The following is a 17359-nucleotide window of genomic DNA, read 5'->3' on the forward strand; positions in this document are numbered from 1 at the left end:
TCTACTCCATCAAACACCCCTCAGAATTATGCATTTTCAGGTATTCCCTGAGGTACCGGGTAAAAAGCTCCGTATTGCCGGAGGATATGCGGGAGGGGGATTCATGGGTCAGCATATACAGGGTGCGTCCCGGCGGAGGGGGAGACAGGGGCAGTATGGAGATGGGATACTGCTCCTTAAGGCCGTTGGCGGTGGTGGAGGGCATGATGGTCCAGTAATCCCCTGCTTCCAGAAATCCGGTGAGAATGGAAATGCTGGAGGCAGTTACAAGAGGGCGGGCCTGGGGATTGATGTAACGGTCATGCCACAGCCTGAATTCCGGTCCCCATCCCATATTGCTGTTGAACCGGGATCCTGTAAGCAGTTCCTTATCCGGCGCAAGGGAGGACGGGTGGACCGGGGCATGGTTTTCACTGCTTTCGCGAAATGCGGGCTGTCCTTTTGGCACGACCAGCACCATGTCATCTTCCATAATGGGAACCACGTCCACATGGGGACAGCTGGTATGGTAAAGGGCAAAGCCGATGTCAGCCTGTTTGCTGCTCACCAGGGAGTAGATCATGTCGGCGGGATAGCATTTGATGTCCAGGGAAAATCCGTGGGCTGATACCAGCTCCCTGTAAAGGGGGGTCAGATTGTGATCCAGAAAACTGTCCACGGTGGCAATGGTGAGGAAGGGTGATTCACAGTGGTGGCGGATCTGGTCCGCTTCGTTCCACAGGGCCAGCATCTGGGCTGAAAGCCTGGAGAATTCCTGGCCTTTGGGCGTTGGAAGCGCTGTCTTAACGCCCCGCCTGCGCTCAAAAAGCTCAAATCCCAGTTCTTCCTCCATGGCCCTCAGTCTTGACCCTGCCGTGGAAGGGGACATGTACAGGAGTTCGGCTGCCTTTATGAGATTATTTTCCTCCAGTATGGTCATGAATAGCTGCAAGTCTTCACGGTTCAAGATAAATTCCCCTTTCTGATCGCCGGCCGCAGTGCTTTTTGGCTGTTTGCCCGCAATGCTGCCGGCTTTTTACACCTTTACACTTATACATCCAGCATGGTGGTATACTGTGCGTGTTCCAGGATATAGTTTTTTCTGGGTTCCACATCATCACCCATAAGGATACTGAACATACGGCTGGTCTCGCTGGCAGGGTCCGATGCACCGGCGCCTTCCTCAGGGCTTACACGCAGCAGGGTGCGGTGCATGGGATCCATGGTGGTTTCCCATAGCTGCTTGGCGTCCATTTCCCCCAGTCCTTTATAGCGCTGGATCTTATTGGTGCCGTCCCTGCCTATGTCATCCAGTATCCGGGCAAGCTCAATGTCACTGTAAGCATACCAGAGTTTCTTTCCTTTTTCTACCCGGTACAGCGGGGGCTGGACAAGATAGACGTGCCCGGCCTCGATCAGTTTTGGCATATAGCGGAACAGGAAGGTGAGCAGCAGGGTGGTGATGTGGGCTCCGTCCACATCCGCATCGGTCATCAGTATGATCTTGTGGTAACGCAGCCCTTCCAGGGAAAAGCTGTCCATGATCCCTGTCCCGAATGCGGATATCATGGCCTTGATTTCCGCATTGGCGCAGACCTTGTCCAGGGAAGTCTTTTCCACGTTCAGGATCTTGCCGCGAAGGGGAAGCACCGCCTGGTTCTCACGGCAGCGTGCCATTTTGGCGGAGCCGCCGGCGGAGTCCCCTTCCACAATAAAAAGTTCGCACTCCCTGGGATCACGGCCTGAGCAGTCGGCCAGCTTGCCGGGAAGGGCGAGACCGGCCAGGGCTGTTTTGCGGCGGGCCAGATCCCTGGCGCTTCTGGCAGCTGCCCTGGCTTTTTTTGCCAGGACTGCTTTGTTCAGGATGGCCTTGGCTGCCTGGGGATTCTGTTCCAGGAACAGGGTGACCTTTTCGTATACCAGGCGGTCCACCACCGGCCTGGCGGAGCTGCTGCCCAGCTTTTGCTTAGTCTGTCCCTCAAACTGCGGATCCTTTAAACGGACGCTGACAATGGCCACCATGCCCTCAGACAGTTCATCCCTGGAGAGGGAGGAATCACATTCCTTTAACAATCCCTGTTTCCTGGCATATTCATTGACCGCACGGGTAAGGGCCTGTCTAAAACCGCTTACATGGGTGCCGCCTTCCGGCGTGGATATATTGTTGGCAAAGCTTAAGAGCTTTTCTTCATAGGATGTATTATAGATCAAGGCAAATTCAGCCTGTATGTCCTCTGTTCCCCACTGACCGTACAGAATATCGGAATACAGCGTGGGCTGGCCGTCATTCAAAAAACTGATAAAGTCCCGAAGGCCGTTCTGATAGCAGAAACAACAGACGTTGGAGCCGGCGTCATCGGCACAGGTCCTGTCATAGAGAATAATTTCAAGTCCGCTGGTAAGAAAGGCGGTTTCCTGCAGGTGGAGCATCAATGTCCGAAAGTCAAAGCTGCAGTCCGGAAATATTTCCCCGTCAGGCCAGAAGGTAACGGTGGTTCCGTGTTCTTGGCCGGCGCAGGGACACAGGATATGGACCTGGTCCAGGGGAACGCCACGGGCATAGCTTTGCACATAGGAATATCCGTCCTGGTCCACCTGCACTTCCAGACGGCGCGAGAGGGCATTGACAACAGAGGCCCCAACACCGTGGAGGCCTCCAGATACTTTATAGCTGCTGTTATCGAATTTGCCTCCTGCGTGGAGGACGGTGAACACCACCTGTATGGCTGAAAGGCCGGTCTTTTTCTGGACACCGGCGGGGATGCCCCGTCCGTTGTCCCGGACGGTTACGGAGCCGTCCTCATTCAGGGACACCTCGATCCTGGTGCAGTGCCCGGCAAGGGCTTCGTCCACTGCATTGTCCACGATCTCATATACCATGTGGTGAAGGCCCTGGGACGTGGTACTGCCGATGTACATGCTGGGACGCTTGCGCACTGCTTCCAGTCCTTCCAGGATTTGTATCTGGGCGGCCCCGTAATCTGTATTGTCTTCTGTTATATCCGGATTTAAGTTCATTTGGCAACACTCCTGAAACGTAGAATATTGCCATTATATCAAAATGCAGGCTCAAACATCCGCTGAATTCCCGCGATTAAATAGCAGGAATCATCACTTGTCTTTGGCTGCCTCCAGCCAATCCATGGCTGCCCGGTACTGTTCTTTTGAAAAGGTGAGTTTTCCTTTGCAGAGATCAAAGAACCCCTCCTCCTTTAACTGCCGGATGGTCCGGTTCAGGGTCTTTACATTGACGCCGATCTCCTCCTGGAGCATCTGGCGGGTGCGTCCCACGGTGATGGCCTTTGGGGGATGGGCGCTGTCCATGCCGTTCTGCCTTCCATAGCGGACCATATAATCCAGGAGAAGATAGGAGGGCGGATAAAAGAGCTTGGCCCCGTTATTATAGGAGGAGCGGTAGAGCTTAAATGCCGTGTGCCTGGCAGTGAGGCGCAGGATGTTCATGTCTTCTGCCAGCCAGCGCTCCGCATCCCTGCGGCTGATATAGGCGACCACATTGTCGGTTACCGCCTCGATTGTCACCGAGGTCCGTTCCATCCGGGCAAGTATGGTTACCTCGCCGATAAAGTCAATGGCCTTGTTGCCCTCTATCATGTATACATTTCCATTTTCAAATTCATTGATCACGCGGTTCTCGCCCAGGACGACAATTCCAAAATATCCCAATTCCATATCCTTTTGATGTATGATGGAACCTGCCGGATGGGTCCTCACCGTACACCGGTTTCGTATATCCTCAGGCATATTTTTCGTGTATTCCTTCAAGGCAGGAACCTGTTCCTCCAATTGGGTCAGTGTCATTGGTATTCCCTCAATTCCTTATTGTGTACTCCCGAGAGCACACTATTTAGTCACTCCGCTTCCATACAGCGCTCCCGGTCACAGCGGACAGGGACACCTATTAGTATAACATCAGGGAAATTTTAAAATCAATGCAGATTTTCGTTAAAAGTGCTCATTTGTCCTTTTTTTAGAAAGGCGTTTTGGCTAAAATACTCAATACAAGGTGATTGTAACAGCCGGCGGGGTGAAAAAAAGCCGGCTGGAAAGGAGGGGCTCTTATGAGCGGCAAGAAAAAAGAAACATATGTGTATGGTTCCCTGAAGGAACGGTTTGCAGTGGAATGGAAGATTTTCGCCCTGGCATTTGTATTTATCCTGATCGCGGATAATATTGGTCAGGTGAAGATCCCGGTGGGAAAAGGGATGTTTATCCTGTTTCCGATTTTTTATGCCATTATACTGGGGGTGTTAAGCGGTCCTCAGGTGCTTAAGATCGTAAACAGCAAGCAGGTGAAGGCAGCCTCCAAACTGGTGGTTGTGGGCATCTGCCCCTTTATCGCAAAGCTGGGGATCACGGCAGGGGCAAATATCGATACCATCCTTCAGTCAGGCCCGGTGCTTTTGCTCCACGGGTTCGGCAACCTGTTAGGCCCGCTGCTGGCACTGCCCATTGCCATTCTCCTGGGAATGAAGCGGGAGGCCATCGGAGCATGTCATTCCATTAACAGGGAGTATCACATGGCGCTGGTCAACAATATTTATGGTCCTGATTCGGCCGAGGCCAGAGGCAGCCTGTCTATCTACATTGTTGGCGGAATGGTGGGAACCATTTACTTTGGACTTATGGCTTCCGTAATCGGCATGACAGGTTGGTTCCATCCCCAGGCTCTGGGGCTGGCATCCGGTGTGGGGGCCGGCATTATGATGGCAAGCTCCAGTGCAAGCCTGTGCGCCATCTATCCTTCCTGGGCCGAGACTATCTCAGCCATGGCCAGTGTGGGGGAGACCATTGCGGGAATTACGGGTATGTATATCACAATGCTGATTGCCATCCCCATGACGGATAAGCTTTACCGGATACTGGAGCCAAAACTGGGGCGGTTTGCACTTAAGAGCAAGGAAATAAAGGAGGGGACGGTATGAGATACATAGAATGGCTTGTATTGTTTGTCATAGCAGCGTGCGGAACAGGTCTTGCCAATTTGATCGGTTACGGTGTGGGATTTGGTGATTCCATCCCGGGTCTGGTGGTGCTTATTGTGATTTCCATGGTGGCGGTGGTCCTTACCAAGGTCCTTCCCCTGAAGCTTCCCATTGTGGCCTACTGCTCCATCATCGGACTTTTAAGCGCTTCGCCTATTTCACCGGTGAGGGAATTTGTGATCCAGGCAGCGGCCAACATTAATTTTACAGCTCCCTTTACCATGGTGGGCGCCTTTGCCGGTCTGGCCATCAGCGACCAGTTAAAGACATTTATCAGCCAGGGCTGGAAGATCCTGATCGTGGGAATCTTTGTTATGACGGGAACATTTCTGGGATCCTGTCTCTGGGACCAGATGCTGCTGACCCTGGCAGGCGTGATCTGATGTTGTACGAACATCATGTCACCGGAAAATGTAATAGGATGCCATAGAAATGATATGAGGAGAGAATAGAATGCAGACATGTGATTTGTTGATAAAAGACAGCACTGTGTTGATAAAATCTGATGTTATAAGCAGACATGCGGATATTGCTGTTTCAGATGGCAGGATTCTGGAAGTGGGGCCGGATCTGGGGAAAATGTACCAGGCGGCCGAGACTTTGTGCGGAAAGGGAAAACTGTTTATGCCCGGGCTTATTGACAGCCATATGCACACCGGGCAGCAGCTGTTAAAGGGACAGGTGCTGGATGCAAAGCCCATTATCTGGACCAGGATCATGCTTCCCTTTGAGAGCACTCTGACGCCCGGGAAAATGCGTCTTAGCGCCCAGGCGGCAGCCCTTGAGATGATCAAATGCGGAACGGCCGGATTCATCGATGCAGGCAGCTACTATATGGAGGACGCAGCAGATGTCTACGGCCGGAGCGGGCTGAGAGGGGCGCTGTCCTACTCCACCATGGATGAGGAAGGGCTGCCGGATTCCATTGCCATGGACGCGGACGAGGCGGTGCGCCGCACCGATTCCCTGTACGACAGGTTCCACGGCAGGGATAACCTGAAGGTATACTATTCCCTCAGGGCCTTGAATTCCTGTTCCAACCGTCTGGTGGAACTGGAGGCAGCCCATGCAAGGGAGCGGGGGACCATGCTTCAGGCTCATATGAATGAGTATATGGGGGAAATAAACGGCATTATGAACCGGGAGGGTATGCGCCCTTATGAATACCTGGAAAAAATGCAGGTGCTGGGGCCTAATTTCCTGGGCGCCCACAGCCTGATCCTTTCCGAGCAGGAAAAGACCCTGGTGATGGAGCGGGGGGTAAAGACATGCCACTGCCCCTTCAGCAACTGCGGCAAGGCGGTGCCGGATACGCCCCAGCTGTTGGAAATGGGCATCCCGGTGGGGCTGGGTACGGACGGCGCGGCCCACGGAGGGCTGAGCCTGTGGAATGAAATGAAGATATTCCGCTCTGTCATGAACATTTATCACGGAGTGCCAAACGGAAATCCAAAAGTGATGCCGGCTGAAACCATACTCAGGATCGTGCTGGAGGGCGGCGCGGCGGCGCTGGATGAGGAGGGCAGTCTTGGACGGCTGGAACCGGGTTATAAAGCAGATATCATAGGCATTAATTTGGATCAGCCCCATCTCATCCCCACCGGCAATGTGATCCATACCCTGCTGGAATGTGTCAACGCAGGGGATGTGTGGGATATGATCGTAAACGGAAGGATCCTCATGAAGGACAGGGAGGTCTTATCCCTGGATGAAGAGCGGATCCTGTACGAATCAAGAAAATATATGGAGTCTTTGGACGTATAAATCATTATGGAAATAACAGCCGGTGACCTTTGGCGCCGGCAGAGGAGAGAGCAAGGAGGTTAACTGGGTCATGGGATTTTGGCTGATTGTTGTGGCAGCGAACCTGGTGGTAGGCGCATTTGTAGGATTGACGGGAGTGGCGGGTTTTTTACTGCCCATTGTGTACACAGGGCCGCTGGCCATGGGAGTGACAGAGGGGCTGGCATTAAGCTTTGCGGCCTTTATTGTGTCGGGAGCCCTGGGCTCGGTAAACTATAACAGGGCAGGAAACCTGGATATCCCCTTTGGGATCCGCCTGAGTCTGGGAAGCCTTGTGGGAGCCATCCTGGGAGTGAAGCTGAATCTGGTCATTCCGGAATCCGTGGTGAAGATCCTTCTGTATATGGTGGTGCTCTTATCCGGCATCTCCATTCTCCTGAGAAAGGATAAAAAGGCAAAAGACGGGAAAACGGGCTATGTGATCTCAGAACACCTGGCAGCCACATTGGTATTAGGCTTTGTTACAGGCGCCATCTGCGCCCTGTCCGGGGCCGGCGGTCCGGTTTTGGTCATGCCCCTTCTGGTGGTCCTGGGAATCGGCATAAGGACGGCTGTGGGCGTGTCCCTGTTTAATTCCGTGTTTATCGGTATACCTGCCTGTATCGGTTATATGATGCAGTGCAATATAAAATCCCTTTTGCCTGTGATGGCGGCAGCCCTGGTGTTCCACGCAGTGGGGGTGGTCTACGGCAGCAGGAATGCGGTCAGGATCAATCAGGTTGTTTTAAAAAAAGGAATCGCAGTATTTTCCATATTGATTGCCATATGGAAACTATCTTCCCAGTTATTGTGAATTTCATCACGGATATGGCCATATCCCAGATAAGAATTTGCCTACAACCAGACAGGAGCAGATCGCTCCTGTTTTTTTTGTTTGCGCCGTCCCCGGCAGGGCAGCCTCCGCAGGTGCGCTGTGACGCGCCTGGTATTTATAGGATTTTTATATGAAACGGAAAATGACTTATGGCTTTTTAATATGTATGTCTGATATTTTATAGAAACAGAACAAAAAACTTAGTAAGAGTGTCGGGGATGCGGCGCCGGGATGCCATGGCCCTAAAGATACCTTTACCAGGTCAAAAAGATAAAATGATCCAGGTTAAATCCACAGAACTGAAAAAAGGTGATATTGTATATGTAAAGGACTTAGAATGGCCTGGATGCGGACCGGATGCCCGCCGGGAGGCAGATCGATGTAAGGAGGGACCCAAATGGAAAAGGAATGGGACGGCAGGCCTGACCCGGAGCTTCTGCTCAGGCAGAATTTCCCGGACAGCAATAACAAAGGCAGGGGAAAACTGAAGATATTTTTCGGGTATGCGGCCGGCGTGGGGAAAACATTTGCCATGCTGGAAGCTGCGCGCCAGGAAAAGGCAGGAGGAAGGGATGTGGTGGTGGGCTACATTGAACCACATGACAGGCCGGATACCCTGGCCCTTTTGGATGGGCTGGAGCTGCTGACTCCAAAATATGTGGAATATAAAGGCATAACCCTGCGGGAATTCGACCTGGACGGGGTTTTGATCCGGCATCCTGACCTGGTGCTGGTGGATGAACTGGCCCATACCAACGCCCAGGGGTGCCGGCATAAAAAGCGGTATCAGGACGTGACGGAACTTCTGGACGCGGGGATCAATGTGTATACCACGGTCAATGTCCAGCATCTGGAGAGCCTGCACGATATTGTGGCCTCCATTACCCATGTCCGGGTCAATGAGCGCATACCGGACCGGGTCTTTGACAATGCGGCCCAGGTGGAGCTTGTGGATATTGGACCCGAGGAACTGCGCCAGCGCCTGGAGGAGGGAAAGATATACCACAGGGAGCAGGCGGACCGGGCAAGCATCAGTTTCTTTACAGCACAAAACCTGTCCGCCCTTCGTGAGATTGCCTTAAGGCGCACGGCGGACCGGGTAAACCGGGAGGTGATCAGGGAGCGGGACGCGGCCGGAAAGGATTATTTTACAGGGGAGCACGTGCTGGTCTGCCTGTCGCCCTCGCCCACCAATGCAAAGGTGATCAGGACAGCTGCCCGGATGGCCAGTGCCTTTCATGCAGACTTTACCGCGGTCCTGGTGGAGACAGAACACCTAAAAAAGGAACATGTCAGGATAAGCCGGAGCATGGAGGCCAATATAAACCTGGCAAAGCAGTTCAGGGCCAATGTGATCACGCTGTACGGGGATGATATTGTGGAACAGGTGGCCTCCTATGCCAGGCAGAACGGCATTTCCAAGATCGTCATAGGGAGGACTGTGAGGACGCGCCACAGTATATTTGCAAAGCCCACGCTGATCGACCGTCTGATCAAGGCGGTCCCCAACATGGATATTTATGTGATTCCTGATGCCTCGGCAAGGGAACGCAAACGAAATGGGGGAACAGAGCAAAAACGCAGAGTAGGGTCAGATCTTTTAAAAACCGCATTGGTCATGGCGTTTTGTACCGCCATGTCCCTTATTTTGGATCATTACCAGCTGGGAATCATCAATGCGGCCATGATCTATATGATGGGCACCATGCTGTCCGCTTACCTTACCAGGGCGGGGTGGTGCGGTCTTCTGGCATCGGTGGCATCGGTGCTGCTGTTTAATTTCTTTTTTACCGAGCCACGTTACACCCTACAGGCGGATGCGTCCATCTATCCATTTACCTTTGCGGCCATGCTGGTCTGTGCCCTGGTGACCAGTTCCATGGCGTCCAGGCTGAAGCGGGAAGCTGCAAAGGGGGAGGCGGAGTCCAGGTATATGCAGATTCTCTTTGATATTAACCGTAACCTCCGTAAAGGCTCCACCGGGGAGGAAATATTGGATATATGCGGAACCTTGGTGCGTAATCTGTTAAAGCGCAACATAGTGATCTATGATACCAGGGAGGGCAGGACGGACAGGATGAAGATATATCCTGCTTCGGAGAATGAGGATTCGGCAAGGCTCACATCCCTGTTTAAACAGCAGAGTGAGGCAGCGGTTGCCTTCTGGGTCTATAAGAACCGGCATAAGGCGGGAGCAACAACGGATACCCTTCCCGGAGCCCAGGCCCGCTATACGCCTGTGTACAAGGACGATAGGGTGTATGCGGTGATTGGAGTGGAAATGAAGGGAGGGGATACCATCCAGCCCAATGACAAAAATGTGCTTAATATCATTGCCGAGGAGACATCCTACAGGCTGGGAGATATGAAGGAAGGATGCCCTCGGTAGACAAAGAGTGCGCGCCCCTGTCGGCCGGGAATCGTATTTGCACTTAATTTATGTGATGTTCCAAGTGATGCATGGAATCTTTACGGCCATATGCAGTATCCTTAAGTTAGAACAAGGAGGAATCTGAAATGGCTGCTAAACTGCTCTTAAAACTCAAGGGTCCTTTGGAACATAAAATAGATTGTTTCTGTCAGCGTTTTCCGCTGTTTTCCAGTGTGTGCCTTCAGCTGGCTGCGGCAATATCCATGATCTGCGTGGTGGGATCCATCGCCATGGCGGGAGGTTCAGTCATCTGGCTGTTTTATAAACTGTTTGGGGTCATGTGATGGCAGGAACTGAAACGGGAACGAAATGGAGACTGGAACGGGGACTGAAAAAGAACTGGGATAATTATATTTGACAGGACAAGGATTTACAGATATATTGTATGTATGGAACAGGGGTATAAAGATATCTTTATAGAATCTTTATATCCTGTTTGTACATTCTCCCTAGTTTCTTTATATGGTTTTCTTTTACAATAAAAGTGGGAACCTATCATAGAAAGGGGGAAATATTATGTTATTCCATCAATCAAAGGGCGTTATTATAGTAGGCTGCAGCCCCTTTGGCGCGGCCCTGGCCAATACCTTATATCATAGAGGTCACAAGGTGGTGGTGCTTGACAAGGACAGGGAGAGCTTTCGGTATCTGCCTGAGGAGTTTGGCGGGTCCGAGCTGGAGGGGGATCCCACCGATCCAAGGGTGTTAAAAGAGGCGGGGATCGAGCGGGCCGGGATGATCATAGCGGCAACCCAGGATGATAATTCCAATCTCCTCATTTCTCAGATAGCCAGCAGCATTTTCCAGGTGGGGCGTGTGTATGCGAGGCTGGATGATACCAGCAGATGCCGTCTGATCACTGACATGCCCATTCAGCCCATCAGCCTTTATAACCTGTCGGCAGATGACTACAAGGATCTGGCTGACTCTGTGAGCCGGGAGGTGGCTGTATGAGGATTGCAGTGACCGGAGGAAATGAATATACGGAGTTTTTTCTGGGGATCCTGGCAGCTGGCAAGAACCGGGTGACGGTGATTGACCGGGATAAGGAATTCTGCGAGCGGGTATGCGGCGCCTATGATGTAGATGCCATATTGGGCGATCCCTGTCAGGAATGTGTGCTGGAGGAAGCCGGAATAAGAAATTTTGACGTGATCGTGGCTTTGGGACCGGAAGATACGGATAATTTTGAGATATGCCAGATGGGCAAGAAGATATTCGGCATCCGTAAGACCCTATGTCTTGTGAGAAACCCAAGAAACGTGGAACTATTTGAAAAATTGGGAGTTGATCAGGCAGTGAACATACCTGTGATCATAGCCGGAATGCTGTAGGGCGTATTTGGCCGCTGGCGGCAGCATAAAGACAGAAAAGGATAGGACTATGTTTGACCACTGGGAAAAAATACTTGATTTTGTAAAGGCGTGTGTGAAGATTACCCTTATCTGGGTATTTTCAACCATATTGACGATCGTGCTGGACAGCTGCGGGATCAGGGCGGAGAACCTTTTGCTGATCTACCTGGTAGGGGTGCTGATCAGCATTTTGGCAACAGGAAGCCTGGCATGGTCCCTGTGCGCGGCTGTGGTTTTTACCTTTACCTTTAACTATCTGTTTACGGAACCAAAGCTGACTTTCCATATGGATGACCTGAACTATGTGATATCATCCGTCATATTTGTGGCAGTGGCCGCAATTGTGGCCACCCTGGTGGTAAAGCTTCAAAAGCAGATGCAGATCGCCAACAAGAAGACAGAGATAACAGCCAAGTTAAATGAGATCGGAAGCGGTTTTTTAAACCTGTCCGGATATCAGCAGATCAAGGACTACAGCGAGGCCAGTCTTGCCAACCTGATCGGCAAACGCGTGACGGTCCTTCTCAAGGAGGATGAAAGCAAGGAATTTTCCAATTCCATGGCGGAGTGGTGCTACAGGCAGTCCATCCCCTGCGGCCACGGGGAGTGCCAGTTCCCGGATGACAACGGGCTTTATATACCCATCAGAAACCGGGAAAAGACATACGGGGTTATCATTTTCGACTGCGCGGGCTGGACCTTAAATGAAGAAGAAAAAATATACGTGGACACGGTGATTTCCCAGATCACCCTTGTGATAGAGAGGGAGCTTTTAAGCAGGGAAAAGGAGGAGTCCAGGATACAGATGGAGCGGGAGCGGCTTAAGAGTACCCTGCTCAGAAGCGTTTCCCATGATCTGAGGACGCCGTTGACCGGGATCAGCGGAAGCTCCGGGTTCCTGTATGAGAATCTGGAGATCATGGACACGTCCACCATCAGGAGTATGTTAAAGGATATCTGCACGGATTCGGAGTGGCTCAGTTCCATGGTGGAGAACCTGCTTAACATGACAAGGATCCAGGAGGGACGTCTGGATATCAATAAGAAAAAAGAGGTGGTGGATGATATTGTGTCATCCGCAGTCCGTTTGGTCTCAAAGCGGATCGGAAACCATACCTTAAGGACCAGGACACCGGACGATATCCTGCTTTTTTCCGTGGATGGCAGGCTGTTTATACAGGTCCTGGTGAACTTGCTGGACAATGCCTTCCGCCATTCAGGGGACGGCACGGTTGTCACACTCAGCGTGGGCGTGGAGGACGGAAACCTGAAGTTTGTGGTGGCGGATGACGGCAAGGGACTGCCCCAGGACAAGATAAACCAGATATTTGATAATTTTTTTACCACCGCCTATGAAAAGGGCGACCGCCAGAGAGGGGTGGGACTGGGACTTACCATCTGCAAGGCCATTGTGGAAGCCCAGGGAGGCACCATCCAGGCGTATAACAGCAGCCAGGGCGGCGCGGTTTTTGAAATCAGAATGCCATTGGAGGATAAGAAGGATGAATGATACCACGATACTGGTTATTGAGGATGACAAGACCATCCAGAATTTTATGAAGATATCCCTGAGGACCAGAGGATACTCCTATATTCTGGCAGATAACGGCCTGTCCGGTATTTCTCTTTTTTATGCCAACCATCCGGACCTTATCCTGCTGGACCTGGGACTGCCGGACATCGATGGCATGGAGGTGTTAAAACAGATCAGGCAGCAATCCAACACACCGATCATTGTTGTGTCCGCCAGGGGACAGGAGCGGGAAAAGATCAGCGCCCTGGACCAGGGGGCTGATGATTATGTGACAAAGCCCTTCAGCGCAGAGGAGCTGCTGGCCAGGATAAGGGTGGGGCTGAGGCATAAGAATTCCTTTGTAAGCAGACAGGACCAGGAGTTTGTGCTGGACTATTTCAGGATGGATCTTGAGAAGAGGAAGGTGTATGTCCATGACCAGGAGATCCACCTTACCCCCCTGGAGTACAAGATGATGGTGCTTTTGGTGAACAACAGCGGCAAGGTGCTGACCCACCACTATATCCAGCAGGAGGTGTGGGGCTATGACACAACGGACGATTACCAGTCCCTGCGTGTATTCATGGCCAATATCAGGCGGAAAATTGAGGATAATACGGCCAATCCCCGCTTTATCCTCACCGAGGTGGGCGTGGGCTACCGGTTTGTGGATGAATAAAACCCCAAGGGCATTGGGCTTTACATGCATACGGACCTGCTGACATAAGTAAATAGTTTCTATTGGGACGTTCTCAGTGAACGTCCTTTTTCATGGAATAAGTAAAGCAGTTCCCTGCCTTTCCGTTCATACGGGGGCAGGACATTCCGCGGATTCTTGAAAAACTGGCCGTATTCACATATAATATAAATTGTAGATAAAAGAACGGCTGCGGAACATACCACGTCCGAAAGGGGAAGATAAAACCATGGCAAGAGCAAAGAAAGACAATACAAACAAGCCCTATTTCTCCCCACGTCTGTCCGCACTGCTTGACGGGATGCTGACGGCGAAAACAACCATAATAAGCGCCCCGGCGGGTTACGGCAAGACAACGGCGGCGCGTTATGTTTTAAATCGGCATCTGCCAGGGGGAGCGGCGGTCTATCATCTGGATTGTGTGGAGGAACCGGCGGGTGCAGCATGGAAACGGTTTGGCCGCGCCATCCAAAAAATAGATAATAGAATTGGGAACGCTTTGCTTAAAATAGGACTACCTGACGAAGACACCAAGGGCGATGCCGCCTATCTGTTCACAGAGCTTGTGTGTGCGGAAGAAACCTGGCTGGTTATTGATGATTTCCAACTTTTCCAAACTGCCGTGCCGGAAACTGTCTGGAACGCGTTAATAGAGCACGGCGCGGAGAATCTGCACACGGTCATCCTGACGCAGAGGCCGGTCAAAATGCGCATGACCCTTAAGCCCGGTGTGCTGTACCTGGGGCGGGAGGAAATGCGTCTGACTGAAAGTGAAACAGGAGAATATTTCGCATGGTGCGGCGTTTCCCCCTCGCCGGAGCAGGTCCGCACGGTGAGCCGTTACACTGAGGGCTGGATTGCGGCGCTGCGGCTGCAGCTGAAATGTTACATGGACACAGGCTCTTTTCTGGATACCCGTGACATCCACCGGCTGATCGGGGAGGTCGTGTGGGATAAGCTCACCCGGGAGGAGCAAAACTTCCTGCTTCTCATTTCCCCATTTGACAGTTATACATATCGGCAGGCCGCCCACATGCTGAACCTGCAGGAGGCGCCGGAGTATGTGAGAACCCTGAGCCTCCACAACAATTTTATCTTTGAAGACGCTCACGGTCATCTGTTTCGTCCCCACAGCACCCTCCTGGAGTTTCTGCGCGGCGAGCTTGCCGCGCTCCCGGAAGAAACGCGGCGGCACATTTTTACATGTGCGGGCGAATGGTGCGGACTAAACGGCCAGAGCGAACAGGCCATGTACTTTTTCCACCGCGTGGGAGATTATGAAAAAATCCTGTCCCTGGAATTCAGAGGCATGGAATTTGAGCGGACGGAGGAAACACGTGTGGCCGATCTGCTGCTGGATATTCTGGATCATACGGATGCTGAAATGAAGCTGCGGTACCCGGTGAGTGTCGTCAAGATCATCTTCATACTGTTCGGCGCAGGGCGTTATGAAGAATTTGGCCGATGGTGCGGGGGGATGTCTGCGTTGTGTGCCGGGAGCAGCCTGCCGGAGCCGGAGAAGAACCGGTTGTCCGGTGAGCTTTCCCTGCTGACATCCTTTACCAGATTCAATGACATCACTGAAATGGGAACCCTTATGCGCCGCGCCCATGAACTGCTGGGCGGCAGGCCATCGCTTATACAAATGAACGATGCCTGGTCATTTGGCTGCCCCTCGGCGCTGTTTCTCTACCATTCAGCCCCAGGCCGCCTGGACAGAGAACTTGCCGACATGACGGAAAACTGCTGTCATTACTTCGCGCTGACCCAGGGCCACGGCAGTGGAGGGGACGTGTTGATGGCGGCGGAGGCGCATTACCATCGGGGGGAGATGGAGCATGCGGAGATTCTGGCATATAAGGCACTGTATCAAGCGGAAAACAAGCGGCAGGAATGCGTCTGCATCGGGGCGGCGCTGCTTCTGGGAAGACTGGCGGTTGTCCGGGGTGACGGCGATGGATTTTCGTCCGTTCTGGAACGCATCGCAGGGTATGCAGCGCAAAATCCGATCAAGTCCAACCGCATGGAGGCGGATATGGCGGCGGCCTCGCTGATGGAGTTATTGGGGGCGGAGCAAGACATTCCCCTATGGCTGCGGGAGGGCGATATCAGCGAAAAGCGGCTGTTCGCCATGTCCATCCCCTATGCCCAAACGCTGTTTGGCAAATATATGATTCAGTCCGGGAAGCCGGAAATCTGGCTGGGAATGGAGCGTGATGCTCTGGCACTGGCAGAATTACTGCACTGCTGCATGGCCATGCTCTACGGCAAAATTCTCACCGCAGCCGCATGGCAGGCGCGGGGAAAAATGCCGGAAGCCATATCTGCACTGAAGGAGGCCCTTGACATGGCGATTCCTGACGCCCTGTATATGCCGTTTGCGGAAAACCGTGCCTTGCTTGAACCACTGCTTACGGAGCACTGCTCCAGAACGGAACGGGAAAAGATTTTTGCTCTTGCGCAGAAGCAGGAAACAGGCGCGGAGGCTGTACGGCGGGGGTGCTATCTGAGCAGTCTCCCCTTCGGGCTGACAGAGAGGGAATATGAGGTGGCGGAGCTGGCTGCACGCGGACTTCGCAATCAGGCAATCGCGCAAACGCTGTTCGTCACGGATAATACCGTGAAGAAGCACCTCAAAACAATTTTTCAGAAAATGGACGTGCGCAGCAGGGACGCCCTCCAGGAAAAGTGGAAAAATAAAACGTAAAAAATGCAAAAGTACCCGTTTCGGGTGACGCGCAAAAAAATAAACCGTGTTATGCTTCAAGTAAGCATTAACGCGGTTTTTTGTTGCACGCCATTTTCGTGAGGAGGTGATTGGATTGAATGATGGCGGTTTAACGGGAGGGATTCTCTTTCACAGCGTGGTTATCAAGTGGTATAAGTACGATGAAATTGACACAACGCTCAATTTGCTGGTCTGCTACCCAGATGGGGATCTGCGCGAAGTTTTCTACGAAAACGTATTTTACACTCAGCTTGATGAAAGCGTCAGGGGCATGACCATCTTAAACGCCGAAAGGATTACCCTTGACGAGTTTGTATCGGGGAAACATTTAAAGTCGGCGGCACGGTTTGCCGAGGAATACCACGATCCCGAATTTACAAAGCTGAAGGAGATGATGGGGCGCGGCTTTAAGCTTTTCATGCATTACATGGAATACAATGCGGAGTATATTGTTCTGGCGGACCGCATGGCGGTCAGCGATTAAACGGTTTTCGCATAATCCAGCAGGCCGGAGAAAGTGAATGGCTGACCTTTTCAAACTGACCGCTGCAAATGAGGTGGGCTTAGGTGTCTAAATGCAAAACTTCTGCTGGTGAGTGTCAACGAAAAACCCTGCGCGGTAATCGTTGTATTTTGAACAGGCCGGCTGCGAGTGCGCATTTGTTGAAGCTGGTGGAGGTGCTTCTGCAAAGTACGCGTAAGCAGAAGTAAGGTAAAAAATTAAGGGTAGTGTCAAGTAATCTATGAAAAAACGGAGTCTAAAAAATAGGCTCAACCGAACCTTGAAAATTGCAGATATTAATGGTTTTAAGATCTTGGGGCCTTGCCCCAACCCCCACAAGGGACTCGTCCCTTGACCCGATTTCGGGCTTTGCCCGAACCCATCCTCGCCGGAAGGCAGGAAAAGGGTGCAGTTGCCCCTTTTCTGCTGGACAGGATAATCCGTGGGCTTATGTCAATAGACTTTCGCGGCATATCCTCACAGGCGGCCGTGCCGCCTGCTTCGGTATTCCACGGTTCTATTGACAACAGCCCC

General features: G+C 52.2%; 16 protein-coding genes. 13 read left to right on the plus strand and 3 right to left on the minus strand.

Annotated elements, in window-relative coordinates; genetic code table 11:
• Position 1: 1 nt before the first annotated feature.
• The 3 genes from HMPREF9469_RS20050 to HMPREF9469_RS20060 all read right to left on the minus strand — a co-directional run bounded on the left by HMPREF9469_RS20050 (position 2) and on the right by HMPREF9469_RS20060 (position 3798).
• On the minus strand, positions 2-946 hold the full coding sequence (locus tag HMPREF9469_RS20050; protein ID WP_040416899.1) for a LysR family transcriptional regulator: 945 nt from the start codon (positions 944-946) through the stop codon (positions 2-4).
• A gap of 83 nt (positions 947-1029) precedes the next feature.
• Positions 1030-2997 carry a DNA gyrase/topoisomerase IV subunit B gene (locus tag HMPREF9469_RS20055; protein WP_007865903.1) on the minus strand — a complete coding sequence of 656 codons (1968 nt, stop codon included), beginning with the start codon at positions 2995-2997 and terminating at the stop codon, positions 1030-1032.
• A gap of 93 nt (positions 2998-3090) precedes the next feature.
• On the minus strand, positions 3091-3798 hold the full coding sequence (locus tag HMPREF9469_RS20060) for a Crp/Fnr family transcriptional regulator (RefSeq protein WP_007865905.1): 708 nt from the start codon (positions 3796-3798) through the stop codon (positions 3091-3093).
• Positions 3799-4058: 260 nt separating this feature from the next.
• Between HMPREF9469_RS20060 and HMPREF9469_RS20065 the strand changes: the two genes are divergently transcribed.
• From HMPREF9469_RS20065 to HMPREF9469_RS32655, 13 genes are all read left to right on the plus strand, one after another.
• The gene (locus HMPREF9469_RS20065) at positions 4059-4922 is read left to right on the plus strand and encodes a DUF3100 domain-containing protein (RefSeq protein ID WP_007865907.1); all 864 of its coding nucleotides are present in this window, start codon (positions 4059-4061) and stop codon (positions 4920-4922) included.
• On the plus strand, positions 4919-5365 hold the full coding sequence (locus HMPREF9469_RS20070) for a hypothetical protein (protein WP_007865912.1): 447 nt from the start codon (positions 4919-4921) through the stop codon (positions 5363-5365). The genes HMPREF9469_RS20065 and HMPREF9469_RS20070 overlap by 4 nt, the downstream gene beginning before the upstream one ends.
• Positions 5366-5435: 70 nt before the next feature.
• Complete coding sequence (locus HMPREF9469_RS20075; RefSeq protein ID WP_007865915.1) at positions 5436-6746, plus strand: amidohydrolase family protein; 1311 nt, start codon at positions 5436-5438, stop codon at positions 6744-6746.
• Positions 6747-6816: 70 nt separating this feature from the next.
• On the plus strand, positions 6817-7578 hold the full coding sequence (locus tag HMPREF9469_RS20080; RefSeq protein WP_007865917.1) for a sulfite exporter TauE/SafE family protein: 762 nt from the start codon (positions 6817-6819) through the stop codon (positions 7576-7578).
• Positions 7579-7996: 418 nt separating this feature from the next.
• Positions 7997-9988: a DUF4118 domain-containing protein gene (locus HMPREF9469_RS20085; protein WP_007865920.1), complete on the plus strand. Its 1992-nt coding sequence runs from the start codon at positions 7997-7999 to the stop codon at positions 9986-9988.
• A gap of 128 nt (positions 9989-10116) precedes the next feature.
• Positions 10117-10314 (plus strand): hypothetical protein, encoded by a 198-nt coding sequence (locus tag HMPREF9469_RS20090; protein WP_007865923.1) that lies wholly within the window; start codon positions 10117-10119, stop codon positions 10312-10314.
• Positions 10315-10546: 232 nt separating this feature from the next.
• A complete protein-coding gene (locus HMPREF9469_RS20095; RefSeq protein ID WP_007865927.1) occupies positions 10547-10984 on the plus strand; it encodes a potassium channel family protein in 438 nt (145 codons plus the stop codon).
• A complete protein-coding gene (locus HMPREF9469_RS20100) occupies positions 10981-11364 on the plus strand; it encodes a potassium channel family protein (protein ID WP_007865930.1) in 384 nt (127 codons plus the stop codon). The genes HMPREF9469_RS20095 and HMPREF9469_RS20100 overlap by 4 nt, the downstream gene beginning before the upstream one ends.
• 49 nt (positions 11365-11413) lie before the next feature.
• Positions 11414-12895: an ATP-binding protein gene (locus HMPREF9469_RS20105; RefSeq protein WP_007865933.1), complete on the plus strand. Its 1482-nt coding sequence runs from the start codon at positions 11414-11416 to the stop codon at positions 12893-12895.
• A complete protein-coding gene (locus tag HMPREF9469_RS20110; protein WP_007865934.1) occupies positions 12888-13577 on the plus strand; it encodes a response regulator in 690 nt (229 codons plus the stop codon). The genes HMPREF9469_RS20105 and HMPREF9469_RS20110 overlap by 8 nt, the downstream gene beginning before the upstream one ends.
• 247 nt (positions 13578-13824) lie before the next feature.
• Positions 13825-16302: a helix-turn-helix transcriptional regulator gene (locus HMPREF9469_RS20115; RefSeq protein ID WP_007865937.1), complete on the plus strand. Its 2478-nt coding sequence runs from the start codon at positions 13825-13827 to the stop codon at positions 16300-16302.
• A gap of 115 nt (positions 16303-16417) precedes the next feature.
• Positions 16418-16807: a hypothetical protein gene (locus HMPREF9469_RS20120; RefSeq protein WP_007865939.1), complete on the plus strand. Its 390-nt coding sequence runs from the start codon at positions 16418-16420 to the stop codon at positions 16805-16807.
• Between the two features lie 369 nt (positions 16808-17176).
• Positions 17177-17359: hypothetical protein (locus HMPREF9469_RS32655; RefSeq protein WP_207636600.1), on the plus strand; the 183-nt coding region annotated here is incomplete at its 3' end.

The sequence above is a fragment of the [Clostridium] citroniae WAL-17108 genome (genome assembly GCF_000233455.1).
Taxonomy (GTDB): Bacteria; Bacillota; Clostridia; order Lachnospirales; family Lachnospiraceae; genus Enterocloster; species Enterocloster citroniae.